A 23012-nucleotide genomic window follows, 5' to 3' on the forward strand; every position below is an offset into this window, starting at 1 on the left:
CAAACAACATGACATCCATTCAACCGATCGAATCCTCGACGTCGCTCGTCGAAGAACGCAACACGGCCAAGACCGTCATCATCGGCATCCTGACCGCGGCCTTCGTGATCGCGGCGCCGATCATCATCGGCTCGGCAGGCGGCAATTACTGGGTCCGCGTGCTCGACTTCGCGATGCTGTACGTGATGCTCGCGCTGGGGCTGAACGTGGTGGTCGGCTTCGCCGGCCTGCTCGACCTCGGCTACATCGCGTTCTACGCGGTGGGCGCGTATACGGCGGCACTGCTGAGCTCGCCGCACCTGACCTCGCAGTTCGAGTGGATCGCGGCGATCGCGCCGAACGGCCTGCACATCCCGTTCCTGATCATCGTGCCGATCGCGATGGCGCTGGCGGCGACCTTCGGGATCCTGCTCGGCGCGCCGACGCTGCGCCTGCGCGGCGACTACCTGGCGATCGTCACGCTCGGCTTCGGTGAAATCGTCCGGATCTTCATGAACAACCTCGACCGTCCGGTGAACATCACCAACGGCCCGAAGGGGATCACGGGCATCGATCCGGTGCACATCGGCGGCTTCAACCTGTCGCAGACGCACTCGCTGTTCGGCTTCCAGCTGCCGTCCGTGTACATGTACTACTACCTGTTCGTGCTGTGCTCGCTGCTGGTGATCTGGGTGTGTACGCGCCTGCAGCACTCGCGTATCGGCCGCGCTTGGGCCGCGATCCGCGAGGACGAAATCGCGGCGAAGGCGATGGGCATCAACACCCGTAACGTGAAGCTGCTCGCGTTCGCGATGGGCGCGTCGTTCGGCGGCCTGTCGGGCTCGATGTTCGGCGCGTTCCAGGGCTTCGTGTCGCCCGAGTCGTTCACGTTCTGGGAATCGATCGTCGTGCTCGCCTGCGTGGTGCTCGGCGGCATGGGCCACATCCCGGGCGTGATCCTGGGCGCGGTGCTGCTCGCGATCTTCCCGGAATTCCTGCGCTCGACGATGAGCCCGCTGCAGCATGCGATCTTCGGTCACGACATCGTCGATACCGAAGTGATCCGTCAGGCGCTGTACGGCCTCGCGATGGTCATCATCATGCTGTACCGCTCGGAAGGCCTGTGGCCGGCACCGAAGCATGAGGACAAGATCGCGAAACTGGCGAAGCGCAACAGCAAGAAGCCGGTGCGCGCTTAACCAACGGACAAGGGGATATCACACATGAGCGACAAGCAAATCCGACTGTCCGTCAAAGGCGTGAACAAGCGCTTCGGCGGCTTGCAGGCACTGTCCGACGTCGGCCTCGAGATCAAGGAAGGCGAGATCTACGGCCTGATCGGCCCTAACGGCGCCGGCAAGACGACGTTCTTCAACGTGATCACGGGCCTTTACACGCCGGACTCCGGCGAGTTCAAGCTCGACGGCACGGAATACAAACCGACCGCGGTGCACCAGGTCGCGAAGACGGGCATCGCGCGCACGTTCCAGAACATTCGACTGTTCGGCGGGATGACCGCGCTCGAGAACGTGATGGTGGGCCGCCACGTGCGGACCAAGCACGGGCTGCTCGGCGCGGTGTTCCAGACGCCGGCGGAACGCCAGGAAGAGCGTGAGATCAAGGAGCGCGCGATCGAGCTGCTCGAGTACGTGGGCGTGCTGCAGTACGCGGACTACACGTCGCGCAACCTGTCGTACGGCCACCAGCGCCGGCTGGAAATCGCACGCGCGCTGGCGACCGACCCGAAGCTGCTCGCGCTCGACGAGCCGGCGGCCGGGATGAACGCGACCGAGAAGGTCGAACTCACGCGCCTGCTCGACAAGATCCGCTCGGACGGCCGCACGATTCTCCTGATCGAGCACGACGTGAAGCTCGTGATGGGGCTGTGCAACCGGATGACGGTGCTCGATTACGGCAAGGTGATCGCCGAGGGTCTGCCGCAGGACGTGCAGAAGAATCCGAAGGTGATTGAGGCATATCTCGGCGCAGGGGTGCACTGATGGCAGCGGCAATGTTGAAAATCAAGGGCTTGCAGGTCAACTACGGCGGCATCCAGGCCGTCAAGGGCGTTGACATGGAAGTCCGCCAGGGCGAACTCGTGACGCTGATTGGCGCGAACGGTGCCGGCAAGACCACGACGATGAAGGCGATCACGGGTCTCAAGCCGTATTCGGCGGGTGACATCGAGTACGACGGCAAGTCGATCAAGGGCGTGCCGTCGCACGAGCTGCTCAAACGCGGGCTCGCGATGGTGCCGGAAGGCCGCGGGATCTTCGCGCGGATGTCGATCATCGAGAACATGCAGATGGGCGCGTACCTGCGCAACGACAAGGAGCAGATCAAGAAGGACGTCGACCGGATGTTCGGCTTCTTCCCGCGTCTCAAGGAGCGTGCGACGCAGCTCGCGGGCACGCTGTCGGGCGGCGAGCAGCAGATGCTGGCGATGTCGCGCGCGATCCTGAGCAAGCCGAAGCTGCTGCTGCTCGACGAGCCGTCGATGGGGCTGTCGCCGATCATGGTCGAGAAGATCTTCGAAGTGGTTCGCGAGATCTCGAAGGAGGGCATCACGGTGCTGCTGGTCGAGCAGAACGCACGCCTCGCGCTGCAGGCGGCCGACCGCGGTTATGTGATGGACTCGGGTGTGGTCACGATGGAAGGCGATGCGAAGCAGATGCTCGACGATCCGAAGGTGCGGGCCGCGTATCTGGGTGAATGAGCGGGCCCGGTGTGGCGCGGCGGCGGATGCCGGCGCGCCGCACAAGGGCTTTCGAAAGGCTGTCACGGGATGCCGTGACAGCTTTTTTTTTCGTGCGGCGCGCCCGGCGACGAACTGTGCGTGCGGAGGCGACTCCATTTATTCGGCGGTGACGCCGCCCATGCGGTGCGCGACTCGGTAGCAGGCCGTCCGCGACCGGCCGTCCGCGACCGGCCGTCCGCAACCGGCCGTCCGCAAACCGACACGCGGGCTGCGTAGCATGGGCGATCCATCGGGACACGGAGAGCACGCATGAGTCTGGACTACGGTTTCGTGAAGGCGAAGGTGACGTCGGTGGCGCAGCTGAAGGGCTCGCCGCACGGCGGCGAGATCCAGTATCACATCCACCTGACGCTCGCATTGCCGACCGGCGACTGGGACGTCGCGATCAACGTCGGCACCAACGACTCGGACGACCTGCTGAACTACAAGCTCGTCTACGATTTCCATCATCCGGTCACGGCGACGCTCGCGGCCGCGGCCGAAGGCTACAACGATCTCACCGGGCAAACCGCGCTGCCGGCGCTCGACTATCTGCGCAGCGACATCCTGAACGAGACCGGGGCATGGCGCGCCAGCGCCGTGATGGACGGCACCGAGAACGCGGAGCCGATCCCGTCTCTGCTGCGGCTCGTCAACGCCGCGCAGTCGCAGGGGCTCGACGTCGTCGTGTTCGGCCGCACGTATTCGGAAGGCAACGGCATCCACGACACGCACATGAACCAGGGTTCGACGGGCTCGAACTACCTGCACCGCGCGGGCGACGACCACAACGATCACAACGACGTGTGGCAGGACGGCGCACTGATCGTGCGCGTGAGCGAGACGCAATGGGCCGCGTATTTCGCGGCGTTCGAGCAGCAGGCCGTGCCGACCGACGCGCTCGGCAATCCGCTGCCGGACGCGGGGCCGATCACGCGCTGATGGGGGCTGCTGGCGGCGTCAGGCGGCCGGCAGCGTCTTGCCGAACGAGATGCGTTCCTCGACGCGATAGCCGAGCGCCGCATAGAAGCGGCACGCATCGTCGTTGCCAGGCAGTACCTGCAGATTGATCTTGAGGCAGCCGCGCGCGGCGAGCGCGCGTTCCGCATGCGCGATCAGCGCGCGGCCGATGCCGAGTCGCCGAGCATCGTTCGACACGCCGAACGAGTACAGCCAGCCGCGATGACCGTCGAAACCCGCCATCAGCGTGCCGACGATCCGCGCGCCGCTGGTCGCGACGAAGAACAGTTCCGGCTGCGTCGCGAGCTTCAGCTCGATCGATCGCAGCGGATCGCGGTGCGGCGGCGCGTCGGCTTCGTCGTAGTGCGGGAACGCGTCGCGCCAAACCGCGAGCACGGCACCGGTGTCGGCGCGTTCGAACGGGCGGATAGCAACAGCCTCGGCGGCGGCATCCATCGCGGCGGTCTCCTCAGAGCGTGTCGAGGATCGACCGCAGCATCGCCATCATCTGGTCGATTTCCTCGGTCGTGACGTTCAGCGCGGGCATGAAGCGCAGCAGGTTCGGGCGCGCCGCGTTCAGCAGCAGGCCATCGGGCTGCATGTCGCGCGCCTTCTCGACGATCTGCGGGCCGATGTCCTTGCCGAGCAGCAGCGCGCGCAGCAGGCCTTCGCCGCGTTCGCCTTCGAAACCGCGCTCCTCCGACAGCTCGAGCAGCTTGCGCTTCAGGTATTCGCTGCGCGCGCGCACGCCTTCGAGGAAACCGGGCGCGACGAGCTGCGAGATCACCGAATAGCCGACCGCCGTCATCAGCGGGTTGCCGTTGTAGGTGCCGCCCTGGTCGCCGGCCTCGAACACCGCGACGTCGGCCTTCGACAGCAGCGCGCCGAGCGGTGCGCCGCCGCCGATGCCCTTCGCGAGCGTCATGATGTCCGGCTCGATGCCGGACAGCTCGTACGCGAACAGCGTGCCCGCGCGGCCGCAGCCGCTCTGCACTTCGTCGACGATCAGCAGCAGGTCGTGCTGCTTCGTCAGCGCGCGCAGCGCCTGCATGAATTCACGCGTCGCCGGAATCACGCCGCCTTCGCCCTGAATCGGCTCGAGCATCACCGCGACGGTCTTGTCGGTGATCAGCTTCTCGACCGAGTTGATGTCGTTCAGCTCGGCCTTCGGGAATCCCGGCACCTGCGGTGCGTAGATCGTGTCCCAGCCCGGCTTGCCGCTGGCCGACATCGTCGCGAGCGTGCGGCCGTGGAAGCTGTGGTCGAACGTGATGATCTCGTACGCGCCGTTCTTGAACTTGCGGCCCCACTTGCGCGCGAGCTTGATCGCGCCTTCGTTGGCTTCCGCGCCGCTGTTCGTGAAGAACACCTTGTCGAACACGCTGTGCTGCGTCAGCAGCCCCGCGAGCTTCGCCATCGGCTCGTTGTAGAACGCGGGCGACGGGTTCAGCAGCTTCTCCGCCTGCGTCTTCAGCGCTTCGACGATGCCGTCGTTGCAGTGGCCGAGGCTGTTGACGGCCCAGCCCTGAATGAAGTCCAGATAGCGCTTGCCCGTGTGATCGTAGAGCCACGAACCCTTGCCGTGCGTAAACACGATGTCGGGGCGGTTCGTGATGTACATCAGCGAGTCGATCGGGTAATCGTTCAGGGGCATGACAGCAGACTCCAGCGGACGTTGAAAAGGAAACGGGCAATAAAAAAGCCACGGGAGGCCGTGGCTGGTAGGTCGAACAGCTTGTGCGTAACCGGTGAAGCGGAGGAGGGTTACGCGCGAGTCCGTGACGAGCCGGCGGCATCCGGGCGGAGCGGCGAGCGGCGACGTCGGAGAGCGGACAGGAAGCGGTTCATGTGCGCAAGCATAAGGCATCCCGCGCCCCACTGTAAACCGCCGCGATGCCACGAATGTGTCACGGCGGCGCGCAGGAGGGGACGCGGGCGCGCCCGGTGCTCAGACCGGATGCGCGAGATCGGCGGCGCTCGTGAACGAGTCCGCGTAGAACTCGTCGGCCGGCAGCGCGTGGTGCTGGGTGAAGTCGCGCTGCGCGGATTCGACCATCACCGGCGCGCCGCATGCGTACACCTGGTGGCCCGACAGATCGGGCAGGTCATCGATCACCGCGCGGTGGACGAAGCCGGTGCGGCCGGTCCACTGATCGGCGTCGTCCGGCTCGGACAGCACCGGCACGTACTTGAAGTTCGGGATCTCGCGCGCCCATTGCTCGGCGAGCTCGCCGAGGTAGATGTCCTTCTTGCGGCGTGCGCCCCAATAGAGCGTCATCGGGCGCGTGATGCCCGAATGCCTGACGTGCTCGATGATCGCCTTGATCGGCGCGAAGCCGGTGCCGGACGCGAGCAGCACGATCGGCTTGTCGGAATCCTCGCGCAGGAAGAACGTGCCGAGCGGGCCTTCGAAGCGCAGGATGTCGCGCTCCTTCATCGCGCCGAACACGTGGTCGGTGAACTTGCCGCCCGGCATGTGGCGGATGTGCAGCTCGATCGGGCCTTCCTCGTGCGGCGCATTCGCCATCGAGTAGCTGCGGCGCGAGCCGTCCTTCAGGATGAACTCGACGTACTGGCCCGCGAGGTATTGCAGGCGCTCGTTGGCGGGCAACTGCAGCTTCACGATCATCACGTCGTCGGCGCGGCGCTCGAGCGCCGCGATCCGGCACGGCAGCTTCTTCACCTGCACGCCGTCGACGCCGGCGATTTCGCGCACGTCGATCTCGAGGTCGCATTGCGCCTTCGAACAGCAGAGCAGTGCGAGGCCGCGCGTGCGTTCGTCGTTGGACAGTGCCGACGCGGCGTGCGGGCCCTGTTCGATCTGGCCCGACACGATCTGGCCCTTGCAGGAGCCGCACGCGCCGTTCTTGCATCCGTACGGCAGATGGACGTTCTGGCGCAGCGCCGCCGCCAGCACGGTTTCGTCCGACTCGACCTGGAACTGCCGGCCGCTTTGCTTGAGAGTAACGTTGAATGCCATAGAACCAAATAGAACAAAATGTGGGGACCGTGCGTGTCGGCACGGCAGCTACAATGCAAACCCGTTGCGCGCCGCGCAACGGTGGCTACTGATTTCGCAACCAACATGATCGCGACTCGAATCCTGCGCCGGCCGCGCGTACTGATCGTCGGCTGCGGCGACGTCGGCCTGCGCTGCGTCGCGCAATGGCGCGACGCGCGCCGCAACCTGCGCATTGTCGCGCTGACGAGCCATCCGGGCCGCTGCGACGAATTGCGCGCGGCAGGCGCGACGCCGATCGTCGGCGACCTCGATCGCCGGGCGACGCTCGGACGTCTCGCGGGGCTCGCCCGCACGATCCTGCATCTCGCGCCGCCGCAATCCGACGGCCGCGACGATCGCCGCACCCGCGCGCTGATCGCCGCATTGTCCGTCCCTGCACGGCGGCCATCCGCACCGCCGGTGTCGTCCGTCGGCCGGCTCCGCACGCTGCGTGCCGCGACCCGACAGGCCGGCACGCCGGTGCGGGCAGCGCGTATTGTACCCGACGCCCTTCGCGCGCCGACGCTCGTCTACGCCAGCACGACGGGCGTATACGGCGATTGCGGCGGGGCGCGAATCGACGAAACGCAGCCGCTGCGCCCCGCGAATCCGCGCGCGTTCCGGCGCGTGTCGGCCGAGCGTCAGTTGCGGGCGGCGACGGTGCGCGGCGTGCTGTCCGCGCGCATCGTGCGCATTCCCGGCATCTATGCGGCGAACCGGCTGCCGCTCGCGCGGCTCGAGCGCGGCACACCGGCGCTCGACGCGGCCGACGACGTCTACACGAACCATATCCACGCGGACGATCTCGCGGCGATCCTGCGGCGCGCCGCCGTGCGCGGCAAGCCGGCGCGCGCCGTGCACGCGTCGGACGACAGCGAACTGCGGATGGGAGAGTATTTCGACCGGGTCGCGCAGGCGTTCGGCCTGCCGCTGCCGCCGCGGATCAGTCGCGCGGACGCCGAGCATCGGCTCGAGCCGACGCTCCTGTCGTTCATGCGCGAGTCGCGGCGCCTGTCCAATGCGCGGCTCAAAGCCGAATTGTGCGTGACGTTGCGCTATCCGACCGTAGACGAATTCCTTCAAACGGTCGCGCCACGCGGCGCGTCAGGTCAGCGCCGGTAACGCCTCGATCAGCAGGAAGCACAGCAACGCACCGATCAGCGCGCCGATCAGGTTCGGATGATACTTGTGCCTCATGTGCATCGTGGCCAGCAGCCCGCCGATCACGATGGCACCCACGATCGCGAACGCGATCGTCACGTACGACAGTTCGAAAGAATGGTTGATGTTCATGATGTCTCCCCTGCATCGCTGCTCGTACAGCTTGTGATTTCAGTATAGCGGGGGATCGTGCGGCCGCGACGCGGCCGGACACCGAACGGTCGTGCGGATTTTCCCTTACAGGGTTTTGACGGAATGGCGCAGTGCTGAAAGGTCGTCTTCCCCGAGCCAGCGCCACGCGCCGGGCGCCAGGTCGTCCGGCAGCGTGAAGCCGCCGATGCTTTCGCGGTGCAGCGCCTCGACGCGATTGCTGGCCGCGGCGACCATGCGTTTCACTTGATGATATTTGCCTTCGAGGACGGTCAGCGCGAGCGCGTGCGTGTCGCGCGCGTCGGCGGCGACCGCCGCGATCGGCTTCGGCTCGCCGTGGAGCTGCACGCCGGCGCGCAGCGCGTCCAGTTGGGCGTCGTCGAGCGGGTGGCGCACGGTCGCGACGTAGGTCTTCGGCACCTTGCGCTTCGGCGACGTGTACGCGTGTACGAACTGGCCGTCGTCGGACAGCAGCAGCAGGCCCGTCGTGTCCTGGTCGAGGCGGCCGACGCACTGCACGCCGCGTGCGACGAGCGGCGCGGGCAGCAGGCTGAACACGCTCGCATGGTGTTGCGGCTCGCGCGAGCACTCGTAGCCGGCCGGCTTGTTGAGCGCGATATACGCGCGGGCGTGGAACGGCCAGGCGGTATCGTCGACCGTGAATACGAGGCCGTCGGTGTCGAACGACGCGTCGGGGTCGGTCGCGCTCGCGCCCGCGACGGTGACGCGGCCCGTTTCGATCAGTCCGCAGCACTGGCGGCGCGAGCCGAAGCCCTGCGTGTAGAGAATGCTTTCGAGATCCATAGCGCGCGCATTCTATCAAGCGGCGCGCCGGCGTCGGCACGAATTTCGCCGCCCCTGTCGGTGGGGCAGCCCACCATTCCGGATGCCTGATTGGATCGTTTTTCTGGATAATCCATCCAGCCGTGCCCGGCTGACCGGCACGTCGCGCGTGCCTACACTCCTAGCTTCATTCAACGCAAAAAGGAGTCAACCGTGGCTACTCACACGCTCGCAGACAAGGTCGTCCTGATCGCCGGTGGCGCCAAGAATCTCGGCGGCTTGATCGCCCGGGATCTGGCCGGCCACGGCGCGAAGGCGGTGGCGATTCACTACAACAGCGCGGCGTCGCAGGCGCAGGCCGAAGAGACGGCCGCCGCCGTGCGCGCGGCCGGCGCGCAAGCCGCGACGTTCCAGGCCGACCTGACGACGGCCGCCGCGGTCGAGAAGCTGTTCGGCGACGCGAAGCAGCGCTTCGGCAAGATCGACATCGCGATCAATACCGTCGGCAAGGTGCTGAAGAAGCCGATCACCGAAATCTCCGAGGCCGAATACGACGAGATGTTCGCGGTAAACAGCAAGTCCGCATTCTTCTTCATCAAGGAAGCGGGGCGGCATCTCGAGGATCACGGCAAGCTCGTCACGCTCGTGACGTCGCTGCTCGGCGCTTTCACGCCGTTCTACGCGGCCTACGAAGGATCGAAGGCACCCGTCGAGCACTTCACGCGCGCGGCGTCGAAAGAATACGGCGCGCGCGGCATCTCGGTGACGGCGGTCGGGCCGGGCCCGATGGACACGCCGTTCTTCTACCCGGCCGAAGGCGCCGATGCGGTCGCGTATCACAAGACGGCGGCTGCGCTGTCGCCGTTCAGCAAGACGGGCCTCACCGATATCGAGGACGTCGTGCCGTTCATCCGCCATCTCGTGACCGACGGCTGGTGGATCACCGGCCAGACGATCCTGATCAACGGCGGCTATACGACCAAGTAACGGGCCGTGCCGGCGGTCGTCGCGTGCGCGCGGCGATCCGCAATGGCCCGTTTGCATGGACAATGGGCGGGCGCGCGGGCACAAGGCCGCGCGCCCGTCCTTTCTGTGTCGCCGGGATCGGCCGCGACGCGCGGCGCTTGCCGGTGACGGTCGTCCGAACCCACGTTTTCCGCCCGCCGATGGACAAGCTGGACCAGGTCAGAATCTTCCTTCAGGTTGCCGAGATGGGCAGCTTCATCAAGGCTGCGCATGCGCTCGACGTGCCGCGCGCAACGGTGTCGGCCGCTGTCCAGCAGCTCGAGGCCGCGCTCGGCACGCGCTTGTTGCACCGTACGACGCGGCAGGTGCAGCTGACAGCCGACGGCGCGCTGCTGCTGGAGCGCGGCCGACGCCTGCTCGCGGAAGCCGACGAGCTCGACCGGCTGTTCCGGCGCCGCGATCGCGACGTGATCGGGCGGCTGAACGTCGATGTGCCGAGCCGGATCGCGCGCCGCGTGATCGCGCCCGCGCTGCCGTCGCTGTTTCGCCGCTACCCGAAGCTGCAACTGTCGCTCGGCTCGACGGACCGCTCGATCGATCTCGTGCAGGAGGGCGTCGACTGCGCAATCCGGGTCGGGCGGCTCGCGGACAGCAGCCTCGTCGTGCGGCCGCTCGGGCAGTTCGCGCTGATCAACTGCGCGAGCCCCGACTACCTGCGCGAATGCGGCGTGCCCGAGCACCCCGATGCGCTCGCGCACGGGCACTGGGCGATCGGCTATGCGTCACCGACGACCGGCCGCGAGCTCCGCTGGGAATACTGCGCGGACGGCGGCCACCACACACTGGCGCTGCCGAGCCGCGTGACGGTCAACAACGCCGAAACCTATATCGCGAGCTGCATTGCCGGGATGGGGCTGATCCAGATTCCGCGCTTCGACGTCGTGCATCTGCTCGACAGCGGGGCATTGGTCGAGGTGATGCCCGGCCATCGGGCCGCGCCGATGGACGTGTCGGCCGTCTATCCGCATCGCCGGCACCGGTCGAGACGGCTCAACGCGTTCATCGAATGGTTCGCGGAGTTGATGGCGGATGCGTTGAACGACAAGGGCGCGACCGCGACCGGCGACTGAAAAGGGCGCCGCGCCCGCCCGCGCCGACTGCGATCGACGGCGGCATTCGACAGGTATTGCGGTATTGCGGCCGGCGCGCGCCTTCAGCCCGGTCGGCTGGGAAGCCGTGGTCGAAACGCTGGCCGCGCGCGGCTACCGCGTGCTCGCCCGGCGTTGCGCGGCTTCGCGCCGACCCGCATGCGCGACCCGCGGTTCTGCGAGCAGGGCTGAACGCGCGGCGCGCGCGTGGGGGCGAGGTCGGTCGAGCCGGTCACTCGGTGCGGTGGGGAATGTTGTCCGGGAACGGGTAGGGCGCATGCGGCCCGGGCCATTCGGGCACGGGTGGCTGGCGGAGCAGGTCGCATCCGCCCAGCATGATCGACAGCAGCGCGACGAGCATGCCTCGGGCAATCCGGCTCGAAAAGAGGACGCGCGTGGACATGGGGGCCTCCGTGCTTGCGTGTCCTGATACTTGGACTGCCGAGGGAGGGCGCGCGTTGCAGTGTGCGATGCGCGCGGGAAAAAACAAAAAACCCGCGAAGCGGTGAGCTTGCGCGGGTTTCGACAGGTGCAGCGCATGACGCTGCGAAATACTGGTGCCAGGGCCGGAATGAAATAATTCTATGTGAGGCACGTGGTGTAAGGGTGTTGCTTGTGGAGCGTTGCTGAGTTGCCCCCAGAGTTGCCCCCCGCGCTTCTGGCAGCCGCAGAATTCATATCGTTCTGCTGCGTGTGCCGTTCGGGCGAGGTTGTTCAGACGGTTCCAACAGGTGTATCGGCGTACGCTCGATCAGTCGAAGGGCACGGCCGTGCGGAACGTTGCTGTGCCTCCGGAAGCAAAAATATTTGGAGATTTGGAGATAGTCGGTTGTATCGACCTGTAAGCCTTGTCTGGTAAGGATGTGGTTATCTCCAAGTCTATCTCCAAAGTACACAATTTCTTGGAGATAAAGTTGGAGACAGGCTGCTGAGCTGTGGCGTTCGCATGACGACGTTGAGAGTTGCCCCGCCTTCTGGAACGCTGCGCGCAAAGAACGCCCCGCGCCCCCATCTCCCCCGGGCCGCCGTCATGCTAGAAAGTTACTTTGCAACCGCCGCGTCGCGTCGGCGATTGGCACGAGCAAGAGCGGCATAATCGCGACAAGATTGGTGCTTCGGGGACTGGCCATGACAAACGCCGCAGTGCTATCGGCAATGCTTGCCGCGTTCGCATCCGGCTTATTCGCCTTGGTTGGCGTGGTAATTACGTCGACACTTGCTCAAAAGCGCGAACACGCATCCGATTGGCGGCAAGTGAAGATAGATCGGTACTAGGAATACATTGCGGCGCTGTCTGCGATTGTCTCAAGCCGATCAACACCCGCTGCGCAGGAGCGCTACGCCGACGCGGTGAATGCTTTGACATTGGTCGCATCTCCGACTGTCTTGGATGCTGTCCAAGCGTTTCAGCGCGAGATCTCCTACCGCAACACTGAGCGAAGCGACGAGAGGCATGACGCACTTTTGAGTGCTGCCATTTGGGCAATGCGGACCGATATCCAACCTGGAACCGTGCATGCGCCGCCTCGCGCCTTTAAGCTGCTCGCTCCACCACCCAGCGAGCAGGGCTCTAGTAGGTCGTGAGTTGCGTAAGTCAAGGCCTGATCTCTCAGTCAGCGTCAGATCAGGTCAGACATTGCTTCGCCGTCACTCCATCAAGGGCCGTGATCGACCCGTACCCGCCGGTCGCGCGGTTGAGCATCAAAAGGCAACTAACAGAGGGAGTCAGTCATCCGCGCCGGCTGCTAGGGTGCAACGATTCAGCCGAGGCGAACTTCGGCAATTTGGCCCAGAGCAATCGGCTCCGCGAGCTTAAACGATCGCTCACTCGCAGGCGTGTTGAACCGCCGTTTTTCGCCATCAATGGAAGATGGCGTCGCCGCGCAGGCGTATAGTCCCATACTGCGCGCCGCTACCATCGAGGACTAGTCGAGCAACGCCGAAATCGCAAATCGGCCACGAAAAAGGACTAACATAGTCGACTTTGAGAGTCCCGTGAAGGCCACATTGGCGAGAACCAACCGTGGTTGCCTGGAAAATCCGTGCGGGGGAAATCCTGCGCCGGTTCAGAGGCGGCAGTCGGGACACGGCGTTCAAGTAAATTAAATTCGTAAGCATATGGCCTATCGTACTCCAGCCGACGTGAAGGAAGAATTCCGCGCCCATCCTCGGCGTGCGCTTATTCTCACGACTGTCGTTTGCGAAAGCCGTGCAGTGCAAGCTCACCTTACTGAACCGGAACGATTGATCGGCGAGAAAGGGACGTTCTACGAATATGGCCGCTTTTCCGATCCCGCCGGGGATTGGCTTGTTGTCCATGCCATCACGTCCCAAGGGAATAGCGACGCAGGCCTTGTCGTGAGCAAAGCATCTCAGGAGTTCGGAAGATTCCACGCACACATGTTTGTAGGCGTGGCCGGATCTCTAAAGGAAGATATTCTGATCGGCAGTGTTGTTATTGGCGACTACGTATACAACGGCCACTCCGCGAAGGTAAGCGACACGGAAACGCTAGGCAGGCCCCACGGAATGCCCCCTGCACGAGAGCTTCTGACAGCTGCTCAGGCACTCATTTACGGGGGGGAGTGGATAGATCTAATCCGTGCGCCGGCAAAGATGGAGCTTCCACACAAGGCAAATTATCCGTGTGTTTTTCCACCAGAAGCCTTCATTAAAGGCATCGTTTCAGGCGAAGAAGTTGTTGCTGGTGAAAAGTCGGCCCGCTACGCTTGGCTTCGCGCCCACTTTAACGACGCTGGCGCTGTCGAGATGGAAGGTTGGGGCGTAATGAACGCGGCGCATCATGAGAACGCGCCGGCTATCATCGTCCGCGGCATTTCGGATATGTGCGCCGGAAAGGATCACGCGAAGGACAAGTTGCATCAACCGATCGCGGCTGCGCATGCGGCGGCGTTCGCGTTCAGCATTCTTTCGTTTCGAAGCAATGTGCCGACGTCGGGCGGTTCCGTGCTGGATAACGAAACAAAGAACTCGGTGGTCGCGCAGGCCGCTGAGGCTCCGTCCGCAGGGGAGCGTCGCGTTGGGTTCGTGTTCAATTTTGAAGGCTCGAAGGACGAATGGTCCGATGAGAAGGTTGAGAGCGTCGTCGAGCGTCTCAAACAGGCAATTGGAGACGACAAGCTTACACTGCTCCGTATCGACGTCGGGTCCGTTCGGCTCGTGATGAGTGTCCGCGAGAGTGATATCGCAAGTCTGAATCTGACGAAGCTTCGGGAAGCCGCGTCGGAAAGCGGCGTAACGCTCCTTGGCGCAGTGTCGTTGGAATTGGTCGGCCAAGCGGAGAAAGCCAAGGAAGCCTTGGCTACCGCTTCCGTTGATCTGCTTATGTGGGAAAAGACGCTTCCGAACGGCCGGTGGATGGATAGGCCCGAGCGCGAAAATATCGAAGCTCGCTTTCAGCTTGACACAAGTTCAACGGTACTTCTCGGGGAACCGGGCTCGGGTAAGTCCGCCCTTCTTTCGAAGATCGCTTCTGATCTACTAGATCAAGGGTGCACCGTGTTCGCGATGAAGGCGGACTTCCTTTCGACAGAGGTCCGAACCGAAGGTGACCTTCAGCGCGAGCTGCAGTTACCGGCTCCGCCAAGCGATCTCGTCCTCCAACTTGCGGCGCTACAGCCAGTCTATGTTGTCATTGACCAACTGGACGCACTTGCAAACCAACTGGACCTCCGAAGTGGCCGATTGAACGTCCTACTCAACTTGGTCCGACGCATAGGTGACGTACCCAATGTTCATCTTCTGCTTTCTGCACGTACCTTTGAATTCAACCACGATGTGCGGTTACGTGCGATAGAAGCTGAAGCCGTGATGCTGGCTCTTCCACCTTGGCACCAGGTGAAGGAACAGCTAGCTGAGTTTGGTATCGATCCTGACGATTGGCCTGGGAAGGCGCGAGACGTCGTCCGTATTCCGCAGGCGTTAAAGACTTTCATCGCCCTTGTGAGTTCCGGGCGAACTGAGCCATTCGGCACTTACCAGGCGATGCTCGAGCAGCTCTGGCAGGACCGGATTTCGTCAGCTGACGATAGTGAGAGCCTCGTCGCTCTCGCGTCAGACCTCGCCGGACAGATGGCAGAGGAGGAAGCTCTCTGGCTCGCGGCCTCGCGTTTCGACGACCGTTTGAATGCCCTCAGGCGTTTAGAAGCACTAGGGTTCGTTGTTCGGTCGGAAAACAATCTCAGCGTTGCTTTTAGCCACCAGACGGTCTTCGATTACGTCCTTGCCAGGACCTTCGTCAGGGATGCGGGGCTGCTCTCGAAGTACGTTTTGGAACGCCAAGACTCGTTGTTCGTCCGAGCAAAGGTCTGGTCTGCCCTGAATTATCTCCGCGAGGCGGAGGTCAGCTCCTATGAGCGCGAGTTTCTTGAGATTTGGAAGACGAACGACCTTCGGCGGCATCTCCGCCTCCTTCTGATCGAATTTCTTGGTCAAGTAGGGCAGCCGCTTGAATTCGAGAAAACATGTTTGGCCGAGGTGTTGAATTCGCGCGAGCTCCGGATGTTTGGGCTCAAAGCGATTGGAAGTAGTTCAGGATGGTTTGCTCATTTTGCGTCGACGGCCATTCGAAACGCAATGTCAGGTCCGGACATCGAAGCGGATCAAGCGTGTCGGATACTCGCGCTAAATTGGAAGACCGATGGCGAACGCGTCGCTCGGCTCATCCAGGAGGGTTGGCTACCTCATCCGGACCGAGACAGCTATTCGTGGATGGCCGTAAGCGGATGCGCTTTTTGGACCGATGCAGTGGAGGCGATTGCGACGACTGTTCTCAAGCGTAGCCCTATCGCGATATGGCACGTGAACCATATTGCGGTAACTCTTGCAGTGGAGCAGCCTGACGTCGCATTGCGCTTGGTTCGAACTAAGCTCGATTTTGTTCTTGCAGAGGCAAAAGGCAAGCCAGAGCCACCGCTGTTTCCTTCGGATGGCACGCAGGGCGAGCAGCTCGCGTGGTATGTTGGCCATCGTCGCACGAAGGATTTTGAGGGCTTGCTCGACGCTATGGAGTGGAACGATCTCCCATCGCTCGCAGAAGCTGCTCCGAGTGCGTTCCTCCAGTATCTTTGGCCTTGGTACATCGCAGTCTTTTCGGAAATTCTCGCCCACAGCGGGGGCAATGACGGCGGGTATGTGTTCCCTGGAAGATATGTGCTCGAGCTTGAAACGTCCCCTTCCGAGGCTCGAACAACGTCTCGGGAAAAGCCGGTGATGAGCGCCCTTCAAATCGCCATCGAGGATTTGGCAGAGAAGTCGCCGGAAGAATTTTTGAAGTGGGCAGAGGAGAACTCGGGTCTTGAGATGCTCGCTGTCCAACAGCTAATCGCTGGCGGATACGAAGTCGCCGCGGATCGGTTGGCGTCCAAGGCTCTCGAATGGCTTTTTTTCGATCAGCGTCGTTTTCAGTTAGGCGATCGCCACGGCCTTCGGCGTACCACGATCGATCTCGTGCGAACCTCTGCACCGCATTGGTCGGACGAGGACGTCAGGCGCTTTGAGGCGGTAGTGCTCGGCTACCGTCCCCAAGTACCAGATCACCTACAAGAACCTGAGCAGCGCAAGCTATTCGGAGATGTGGTTCGAGCAACCAAAAAGGACCTTCTTCAAGCCGTAGGCGTCGAACGCCTCGCGCCTGAGAACCAAGAATTGGTGCGTACCGAACAGCGCGCGCTGGGAGATCGCTTTGACCGCTCGGTGGGCAATGTTGAGGGCGGGTTTATTGGATCGCCCATGGATGCCGCTTCGATGTCCAAGGCCAAAGATCGCGACATCCTCAAAATCTTTCGCGAGATTCCAGACAGCTCGGACTGGAGTCATCCCTCGCATTGGCTGCGGGGCGGCAATATCCAATTGTCCCGCGCGTTCGCTGAATTTGCTCGAACTGATCCCGAGCGAGCGATTCGTCTCATGGAACAATTCGCCCCGCGGCAGCAAGAGCGTGCCGCCGGTTATGCGCTTGATGCGATCGCTGAGGATGCGCTGAACGACGATTGTGTAATCGGGGCTCTCCTCGATCTGCATGCTCGTGGATTTAAGGCTGACGAATTTGTGGCTTCGGCAGCGCGTTCAATCGAAAAGATTGCGAGCAGGTCCGACGTCAGCGACGAGGTAGTCGATATCCTAGTCGAATGGCTTGGCCGAACTCCTGCCACGCTAGATGAAGCGACCGAGGACGAGAAAACAGAAGTTCCCTCGAAATTGAAGGAGGATGAGCTTAAAGGAGGAAGTATCCTTTGGGGACTTGGCGGCGCCTCGGCCCTTCCAGGCGGTAACTTCAATGTACTCTCAGCGCTTGCGTCGGTCCTTCTAAAGAGGAAGGAGGCCGGTCGAGATCGTTATTTCGCGATCCTCGACAATCACGTTTCGCGTGAACGCAATCCGGACGTTTGGAAGGCCCTCCTCTATAGGTTTGCCAATGCCGGTGGTTCGACGCCTCAGGTCGTGTCGAATTTTCTTCGCAAGCTTTTTGATCGCTTCCCTGAGATCCTAACAACCCATGAAGCGGTAGTCTTTCTCGCCCATGCTCAACGTTGGGACGACCAGCTTGTGTTTGGCCTCATCAGCGGTTGGAGAACCTCGAACCGAGCGTTCTTGCAACGGGCGTACGGTGAACTTGTTGGCTTGGTCGCCACCGTGAGCGCGAAGGATGGCTGGGCACAAGCGCGGGATGAGATCATCGCCTCCGGTTCTGACGAAACGAGGATCGGCCTGGCGTACGCCGCTGTCAATATGTGGTCTGAAGAGCGGTTACGGTCACGTGCGTGTCAAATCTTAGTCAACTTGCTAAGGGGGGCAAGTAAAGGCGTAGTGGCTGCGGTGATGGATATCTTTCGGGTGATCGACGAACTTGCGGCCGAACCGTCAACTCTCGAATTGCTACGTGCCTTAGCAGACCCCAGCGTGGATATGTCGGCTGCACCCTCTCACTTCGTGGTGGAGCGTCTCCAAGCATTACTCCCGAATGAGGCGGGGCTTATCGCCATCATCGCTCAGAAGCTCGTGGATGCTTGGAGAAGCGAACTTGCCGACATGCGAACTGGAACGGCCACGGCCGCTCCGCAACTTGCCGACCTCGCAATTACACTTCATCGGCTTGGTGGTTCCTCGCGTCAGTCCGGAGTCGTGCTCTTCGAAGCGATGGTCGAAATCGATGCATATGGCGCACGGGAGACTCTAGCCGAAATTGATGGGCGTTTCGGCTCGCGTCAGGCAGCGGCACGGCGGCGACTTGTGCGGAAACACAGACCTCTTGGTCAACGTCGAGGAACATCCTAGTGCCCCGTTGCTCGGCTACTCGCAACACGCGGTTCAGCCTTCCCCAAAGCAGCCGTTCCCGCGATCTCAGGTCGCTGTGCGAATGAGCGCTTTAGCCGAATTGTGGACGTAGTCCGCCCGTCGTCCGCTTCGGGAAGCGAAGCAGCCGCTCCAAGGGCGCGTCTCTATGCTTGCTGAACGGCAGGTTGTGGCCGAACTGGGCCAGACGATCTGACGCTGCCTGTTTGGTCTAGTCCAGCCTTATACACGTGAGTTGAACGGCGTGCGCCGCTTAGACTGCGTCGCGTACCCGCATGATCGTCTGGCGGCTCGTACCGAATCGCCGAGCAAGAGCGGCCACGCTCGCCCCCGCGTCCAACTCGCGCAGCACGTCCGCCCGCTGCTCGTCCGACAGGGCGGACGGCCGCCCCATCGCTTTGCCTTCCGCCTTCGCGCGAGCGATACCAGCGTGCGTGCGCTCAATCAACAGATCCCGCTCGAACTCGGCCACCGCGTTCAACACCTGCATCGTCATCCGGCCGGCCGCGCTCGTAAGATCGACGCCGCCCAGGGCGAGACAATGAACCCGGATACCGCGTTCGGCCAATCCCTCGACCGTGGCCCGTACGTCCATCGCATTGCGGCCGAGCCGGTCGAGCTTCGTCACGATCAACACGTCGCCTTCTTCCATCTTGACGAGCAACTGCGCAAACCCCGGCCGCTGACTGGCGCTTACGCTCCCCGAAATGCTTTCCGACACAACGCGGCGCTTGTCGACCGAGAAGCCGGCCGCCACGATCTCTCGTAACTGGTTCGTGGTGGTCTGGTCCGACGTACTGACGCGGGCGTAGGCAAAGGTTCGGGACATATCGGGCACTCAATCCGTACGAAATGGATGTTCGAATATAAGCTACTGTCCAAAACACTTCAACCCTTATTTTCGGACAGATTAAAACTCCCTGTCCGAAAGGGATCGGTTTTGGACAGGCGCATTTGATGGGAGGCCGATTGCCTTCTGCTCGGTCGCTGGGACAGACAGGAAGGTGCCAAAATTCGAACGACAACAACCGACCGAGGCTGTGTGAAAACGCGTTGATCGCCTAGACTGAATCAACGCATTCAGGATAGGTTGCCCATGAAGCGATTCGTTGAAGGCGATGACCGCAAGCAGGTAGCGCTATTGCCCGAATGCCTGGACGATTTCGTTGCCGAGGATAACCCGGTCAGGATCGTCGAGGCCTTTGTCGAAGAGCTTGATCTGCACACACTTGGATTCACCAGTGTTACGCCTTCGGCGACAGGCCGCCCCTCCTACCATCCGGCAGTGCTGCTGAAAATATACATCTACGGCTACCTAAACCGGATTCAATCAAGCCGACGCCTGGAGCGCGAATGTCAGCGCAATATCGAGTTGATGTGGCTGACTGGCCGCCTGGTGCCAGACTTCAAAACGATAGCTGACTTTCGACGCAACAACGGCGCAGGTATTCGCAACGTCTGTAGTCGGTTTGTCGTGTTGTGCCGCGATCTCAAGCTGTTCTCCCAGACCATTGTCGCCATCGATGGAAGTAAGTTCAAGGCCTCCAATACACGCGACCGAAACTTTACGACGGGCAAGATCGATAAGCGGCAGCAGCAGATCGAGGAAAGCATCCACCGTTACCTGAGCGCATTAGAAACGGCCGATCGAACGCAGCCGCCCGAGGTGGAAGCCAAAACGACTCGACTCAAAGAGAAGATTGCGCAATTGCAGGGGCAAATGCGTCACCTTGAGCAGATCAAAGAGGAGTTGAAGACGCTGCCCGACGGACAGATCTCGCTGACGGATCCTGATGCACGTTCCATGGCGACCAGTGGCCGTGGTTCTGGGATGGTCGGCTACAACGTGCAGATCGCCGTAGATGCCAAGCACCATCTTATCGTTGCGCATGAAGTTACGAACGCGGGTAGTGACCGCGCGCAGCTAAGTCAAATGGCGCAAGCTGCTCGGGATGCCATGGGTAGAACCAAATTGAAGGCTATCGCTGATCGAGGGTATTACAGTGGCCCACAGATAAAGGCTTGCGAGGACGCAGGCATTGCCGCCATTCTGCCCAAGGTCACGACATCCAGCGCGAAGGCTGATGGTCGCTTCGATCGGGCCGACTTTATTTATATTGCCCGGGATGACGAATATCTATGCCCGGCCGGGCAACGTGCGATCTACCGCTTTACTGGTCTGGAACATGGCATGTATCTTCGTCGTTACTGGAGTAGCGCCTGTATCGGCTGCGCCATAAAACCACAATGCACGCCAAGCAATTACCGGCGGATCACGCGCTGGGAGCACGAATCAGTGCTGGAAGCTGCGCAGCGAAGACTGGACCGAATGCCGAATGCGATGACGGTGCGAAGGCGGACAGTTGAGCATGTGTTCGGGACGTTCAAACACTGGATGGGCTACACGCACTTTCTGACTCGCCGGTTTGCCAACGTGAGCACCGAAATGAGTTTGCATGTGCTGGCATACAACCTCAAACGCGTCATAGCGATACTCGGGTTCTCGAAAACCATGAAGGCGATGCGGCTGGTGGGTGCGTGAAGCACTCCAGGGTGCGCTTACATGCCGAGGGACGACAGCAACTCGGCACTGAAGCTATGGCGACATTCCTCGTTCACCTGAAGGCTGCGAAAATGCGGCACGGGATCTGCGCCCGCCGACGCTGAGTTACGGGTTTCCACACAGCCTCGACCCGGAGCAGACCTACGGGTTCCCCGAAAGCAGCCGTTCTTGAACATAAAAGTCGAAGCAGCGCTTCCTTTTTCTCTCACCTTCTATTCGTTGCAAAAGCTTAACTGATTGTCTATTCGACCATGCAGGCATGACCCCAACTGGAGGGCGGCTCTAAGATGGCGTGACTATTGCGTCACAGATTATCTTGTGTGCGCCATTCGAATAAAGTCGTTATAAGATTTACTTGCCAACGAGAGATTTCAAACGGCTAATGTTTTGCGGATAGTTAACAACATAGGATCCAAACGGATGCATCATGGACAAGCCTTCATCCATCCATCCCTTAAAATCCCAACCGAGATCAAGTAAGTCTGAGACGGCGAAAATGAATTCCAGTGTGTCGGTTATAAACGCGAATTCCGTGAAATGCTCTTGGTAGTCAAATGTACCTTTACTGCCGTGCACATAGTGATTTCGTGACAAAACAGCATGATTACATGGCAGATGTAATTCCGGGAACTTGCCGGCAGCTGCCGCGATCACTTTGTCGGCACGATGATATACCTTGTCGCGCAGACTGGCCTTACCAATGCGGCCCAACGCAGAGAGTACTGACTGTTTGGAAAAACTATCCGGTAGGTCTTTGAATATATTGCGGCATTGCATTGTCGCCTCCTTCAGTACCGCATCAGCTTCCTTCACTTTAGGTGCATGACTCTCGGGTAGCAAATCAAACATGTTAGCAGCGCCGACTATGCGGTTGATGTCATAGCTTCCGAAGAATGCGGTCGCAAACCGTTCCCTTGGATCCCCCATGGCCTCAGAACTATTCATCCAGCCTGTCACTACCTTGGCGAATTCTTCGGGGCGTCGATCCGCGGCCAATAGAACATCGCCCAGCCTCATTTTTGAGTCGCTCTCAACGCGTTCGTTACACAGGCTCCAGTAGAGCCTTGCGATCTGAGGTATATCGTGATCGGACGCCTTTGAGCGATGAATCAGCTCCAATTCAATCCAATGATAGCGCTGGCGCTGTCCAAGACTCAGTTCAAACAAACCGTGTAGAGTGTAAAGACTACGAATTGCGGCGCTCAGCGTCTTGGGTTCCGAGAATTCAATATTAGCGGTGACCTGGTTGCTAATGCCGATCCCCCTCGCACTTCCAATGTTGTGGGAAGTACGGTTCGTCAATGAGACTTTCCCTATCTTCGACTCACAAGCCATGATTTCCCATAAGCCGCTAAAATACAGCAGGTGTGGATGCTCGCCGATTTGAGGTTTGAAGGGGCGCTTCGGCCAACCATACTCTTCAGCGATCTTTTCTTGTCGATTGTGGTCCGCCTCCAGAATTCGATGCACTTCATTCGCATCTGGCATTAATGACTGAAAGGTCTCATGTTGGCTTAGGAGGCAACTGACATTCTCGAAATGATATCGAATCGCCTTGATGGCCGGTTCACCAGAACGAATAAACTGTTCCCCGACGACGACATAGTTTGGGAAAAAAATGTCTTCGAATTGTGTATTTTCATCGGAGCGGTACTGTGTTTTGCCATGAAGCACACAATCCAAAAGCGATACTTTTTTCCCATCATTTAGAAGGCCGTGAATGTCGGCGCATTCGGTTCCAGGGTGTCCAAAAAAGCTTTTTTTCCCTACGATTTTAAGGATGCTCTCCGCCCCTGAAATATTCAGGAGCCCGGTGAATTGACCGTCGCTTGAAAGGAAAACACCGTTGTATTGTTCATGTGTTTGCATATGGGAATATCAAAATTCGATTGTAGATAACTGGAATCGATTGTTGCTGATTCACATGTGGTTGTCGAGCGGCCGATTGTGGCCGAGGGTGTGTCAAAACGCGAAATTCCTCGGTTTTCGGGTGTCGCTTTATCCCTTCCGAAGCGCCACGAAACCGGTGCCGAGCATTCTGGCGGGTCGCCTTCTCGGTTGGCCGGCCGCGGTACACGTTTTTACACAGCCTCGGCCGGCAGCTGCCGGTCGTGTTCTCCGGCAACTGGCCGAACGGTGAACTTCAGCGGTCCCGTGCGGCCCGCTGGTAAACTCGGGCAACCAGCACGGAGATTTCGACGCAGGCGCGTCTACATGACGCTGGACGTCCCTTAGAATTCTCGAATTCTC

17 protein-coding genes are annotated in these 23012 nt (G+C 61.2%); 9 read left to right on the plus strand and 8 right to left on the minus strand.

Annotated features, from left to right (window positions below; genetic code table 11):
* The first annotated feature begins 8 nt into the window (after window positions 1-8).
* From WS66_RS16580 to WS66_RS16595, 4 genes are all read left to right on the plus strand, one after another.
* Window positions 9-1178: an ABC transporter permease subunit gene (locus tag WS66_RS16580; RefSeq protein ID WP_059603940.1), complete on the plus strand. Its 1170-nt coding sequence runs from the start codon at window positions 9-11 to the stop codon at window positions 1176-1178.
* Window positions 1179-1202: 24 nt separating this feature from the next.
* Window positions 1203-1979, plus strand: a complete 777-nt coding sequence (locus tag WS66_RS16585) for an ABC transporter ATP-binding protein (protein WP_011352945.1) — start codon at window positions 1203-1205, stop codon at window positions 1977-1979.
* Entirely contained in the window at window positions 1979-2695 is a 717-nt protein-coding gene (locus WS66_RS16590) for an ABC transporter ATP-binding protein (protein WP_059603937.1), read from the plus strand. The genes WS66_RS16585 and WS66_RS16590 overlap by 1 nt, the downstream gene beginning before the upstream one ends.
* Window positions 2696-2986: 291 nt before the next feature.
* Window positions 2987-3658 (plus strand): DUF2278 family protein, encoded by a 672-nt coding sequence (locus WS66_RS16595; RefSeq protein ID WP_059603934.1) that lies wholly within the window; start codon window positions 2987-2989, stop codon window positions 3656-3658.
* A gap of 18 nt (window positions 3659-3676) precedes the next feature.
* On the opposite strand, the gene WS66_RS16600 is transcribed toward WS66_RS16595, so the two are convergent.
* From WS66_RS16600 to WS66_RS16610, 3 genes are all read right to left on the minus strand, one after another.
* Window positions 3677-4132: a GNAT family acetyltransferase gene (locus tag WS66_RS16600; protein WP_059603932.1), complete on the minus strand. Its 456-nt coding sequence runs from the start codon at window positions 4130-4132 to the stop codon at window positions 3677-3679.
* 13 nt (window positions 4133-4145) lie between these two features.
* Window positions 4146-5330 carry an acetylornithine transaminase gene (locus WS66_RS16605; RefSeq protein WP_059603928.1) on the minus strand — a complete coding sequence of 395 codons (1185 nt, stop codon included), beginning with the start codon at window positions 5328-5330 and terminating at the stop codon, window positions 4146-4148.
* A gap of 294 nt (window positions 5331-5624) precedes the next feature.
* Complete coding sequence (locus tag WS66_RS16610; RefSeq protein ID WP_059603925.1) at window positions 5625-6656, minus strand: CDP-6-deoxy-delta-3,4-glucoseen reductase; 1032 nt, start codon at window positions 6654-6656, stop codon at window positions 5625-5627.
* Window positions 6657-6761: 105 nt separating this feature from the next.
* On the opposite strand from WS66_RS16610, the gene WS66_RS16615 reads away from it, so the two are divergent.
* A complete protein-coding gene (locus WS66_RS16615; protein ID WP_059603922.1) occupies window positions 6762-7799 on the plus strand; it encodes an NAD-dependent epimerase/dehydratase family protein in 1038 nt (345 codons plus the stop codon).
* Here the strand turns inward: WS66_RS16615 and WS66_RS16620 are convergent.
* Both WS66_RS16620 and WS66_RS16625 read right to left on the minus strand, forming a co-directional pair.
* On the minus strand, window positions 7782-7970 hold the full coding sequence (locus tag WS66_RS16620) for a hypothetical protein (protein ID WP_059603919.1): 189 nt from the start codon (window positions 7968-7970) through the stop codon (window positions 7782-7784). The two genes, WS66_RS16615 and WS66_RS16620, sit on opposite strands and share 18 nt — an antisense overlap.
* A gap of 105 nt (window positions 7971-8075) precedes the next feature.
* A complete protein-coding gene (locus WS66_RS16625; RefSeq protein WP_059603916.1) occupies window positions 8076-8792 on the minus strand; it encodes a pseudouridine synthase in 717 nt (238 codons plus the stop codon).
* A gap of 192 nt (window positions 8793-8984) precedes the next feature.
* Here WS66_RS16625 and WS66_RS16630 point away from each other — a divergent pair, with 192 nt between their 5' ends.
* Together WS66_RS16630 and WS66_RS16635 are read left to right on the plus strand one after the other, a co-directional pair.
* Window positions 8985-9758: an SDR family oxidoreductase gene (locus WS66_RS16630; protein WP_059603913.1), complete on the plus strand. Its 774-nt coding sequence runs from the start codon at window positions 8985-8987 to the stop codon at window positions 9756-9758.
* Between the two features lie 179 nt (window positions 9759-9937).
* Entirely contained in the window at window positions 9938-10867 is a 930-nt protein-coding gene (locus WS66_RS16635; RefSeq protein WP_059603910.1) for a LysR family transcriptional regulator, read from the plus strand.
* Window positions 10868-11117: 250 nt separating this feature from the next.
* On the opposite strand, the gene WS66_RS34085 is transcribed toward WS66_RS16635, so the two are convergent.
* Window positions 11118-11288 carry a hypothetical protein gene (locus tag WS66_RS34085; protein WP_179955272.1) on the minus strand — a complete coding sequence of 57 codons (171 nt, stop codon included), beginning with the start codon at window positions 11286-11288 and terminating at the stop codon, window positions 11118-11120.
* Between the two features lie 1715 nt (window positions 11289-13003).
* Between WS66_RS34085 and WS66_RS16645 the strand changes: the two genes are divergently transcribed.
* Window positions 13004-18181 carry a phosphorylase family protein gene (locus WS66_RS16645; protein ID WP_082728980.1) on the plus strand — a complete coding sequence of 1726 codons (5178 nt, stop codon included), beginning with the start codon at window positions 13004-13006 and terminating at the stop codon, window positions 18179-18181.
* 271 nt (window positions 18182-18452) lie between these two features.
* Here WS66_RS16645 and WS66_RS16650 read toward each other — a convergent pair whose 3' ends face one another.
* Entirely contained in the window at window positions 18453-19028 is a 576-nt protein-coding gene (locus WS66_RS16650; RefSeq protein ID WP_059603900.1) for a recombinase family protein, read from the minus strand.
* A 267-nt stretch (window positions 19029-19295) separates the two neighbouring features.
* On the opposite strand from WS66_RS16650, the gene WS66_RS16655 reads away from it, so the two are divergent.
* Entirely contained in the window at window positions 19296-20741 is a 1446-nt protein-coding gene (locus tag WS66_RS16655) for an IS1182 family transposase (RefSeq protein WP_059603897.1), read from the plus strand.
* A 372-nt stretch (window positions 20742-21113) separates the two neighbouring features.
* Here the strand turns inward: WS66_RS16655 and WS66_RS33705 are convergent, their stop codons facing one another.
* The gene (locus WS66_RS33705; RefSeq protein WP_159086554.1) at window positions 21114-22631 is read right to left on the minus strand and encodes a HEPN domain-containing protein; all 1518 of its coding nucleotides are present in this window, start codon (window positions 22629-22631) and stop codon (window positions 21114-21116) included.
* Window positions 22632-23012: the final 381 nt, after the last annotated feature.

The sequence above is a fragment of the Burkholderia sp. LA-2-3-30-S1-D2 genome, assembly GCF_001523915.2.
In the GTDB taxonomy this organism is placed as follows: Bacteria; Pseudomonadota; Gammaproteobacteria; order Burkholderiales; family Burkholderiaceae; genus Burkholderia; species Burkholderia diffusa.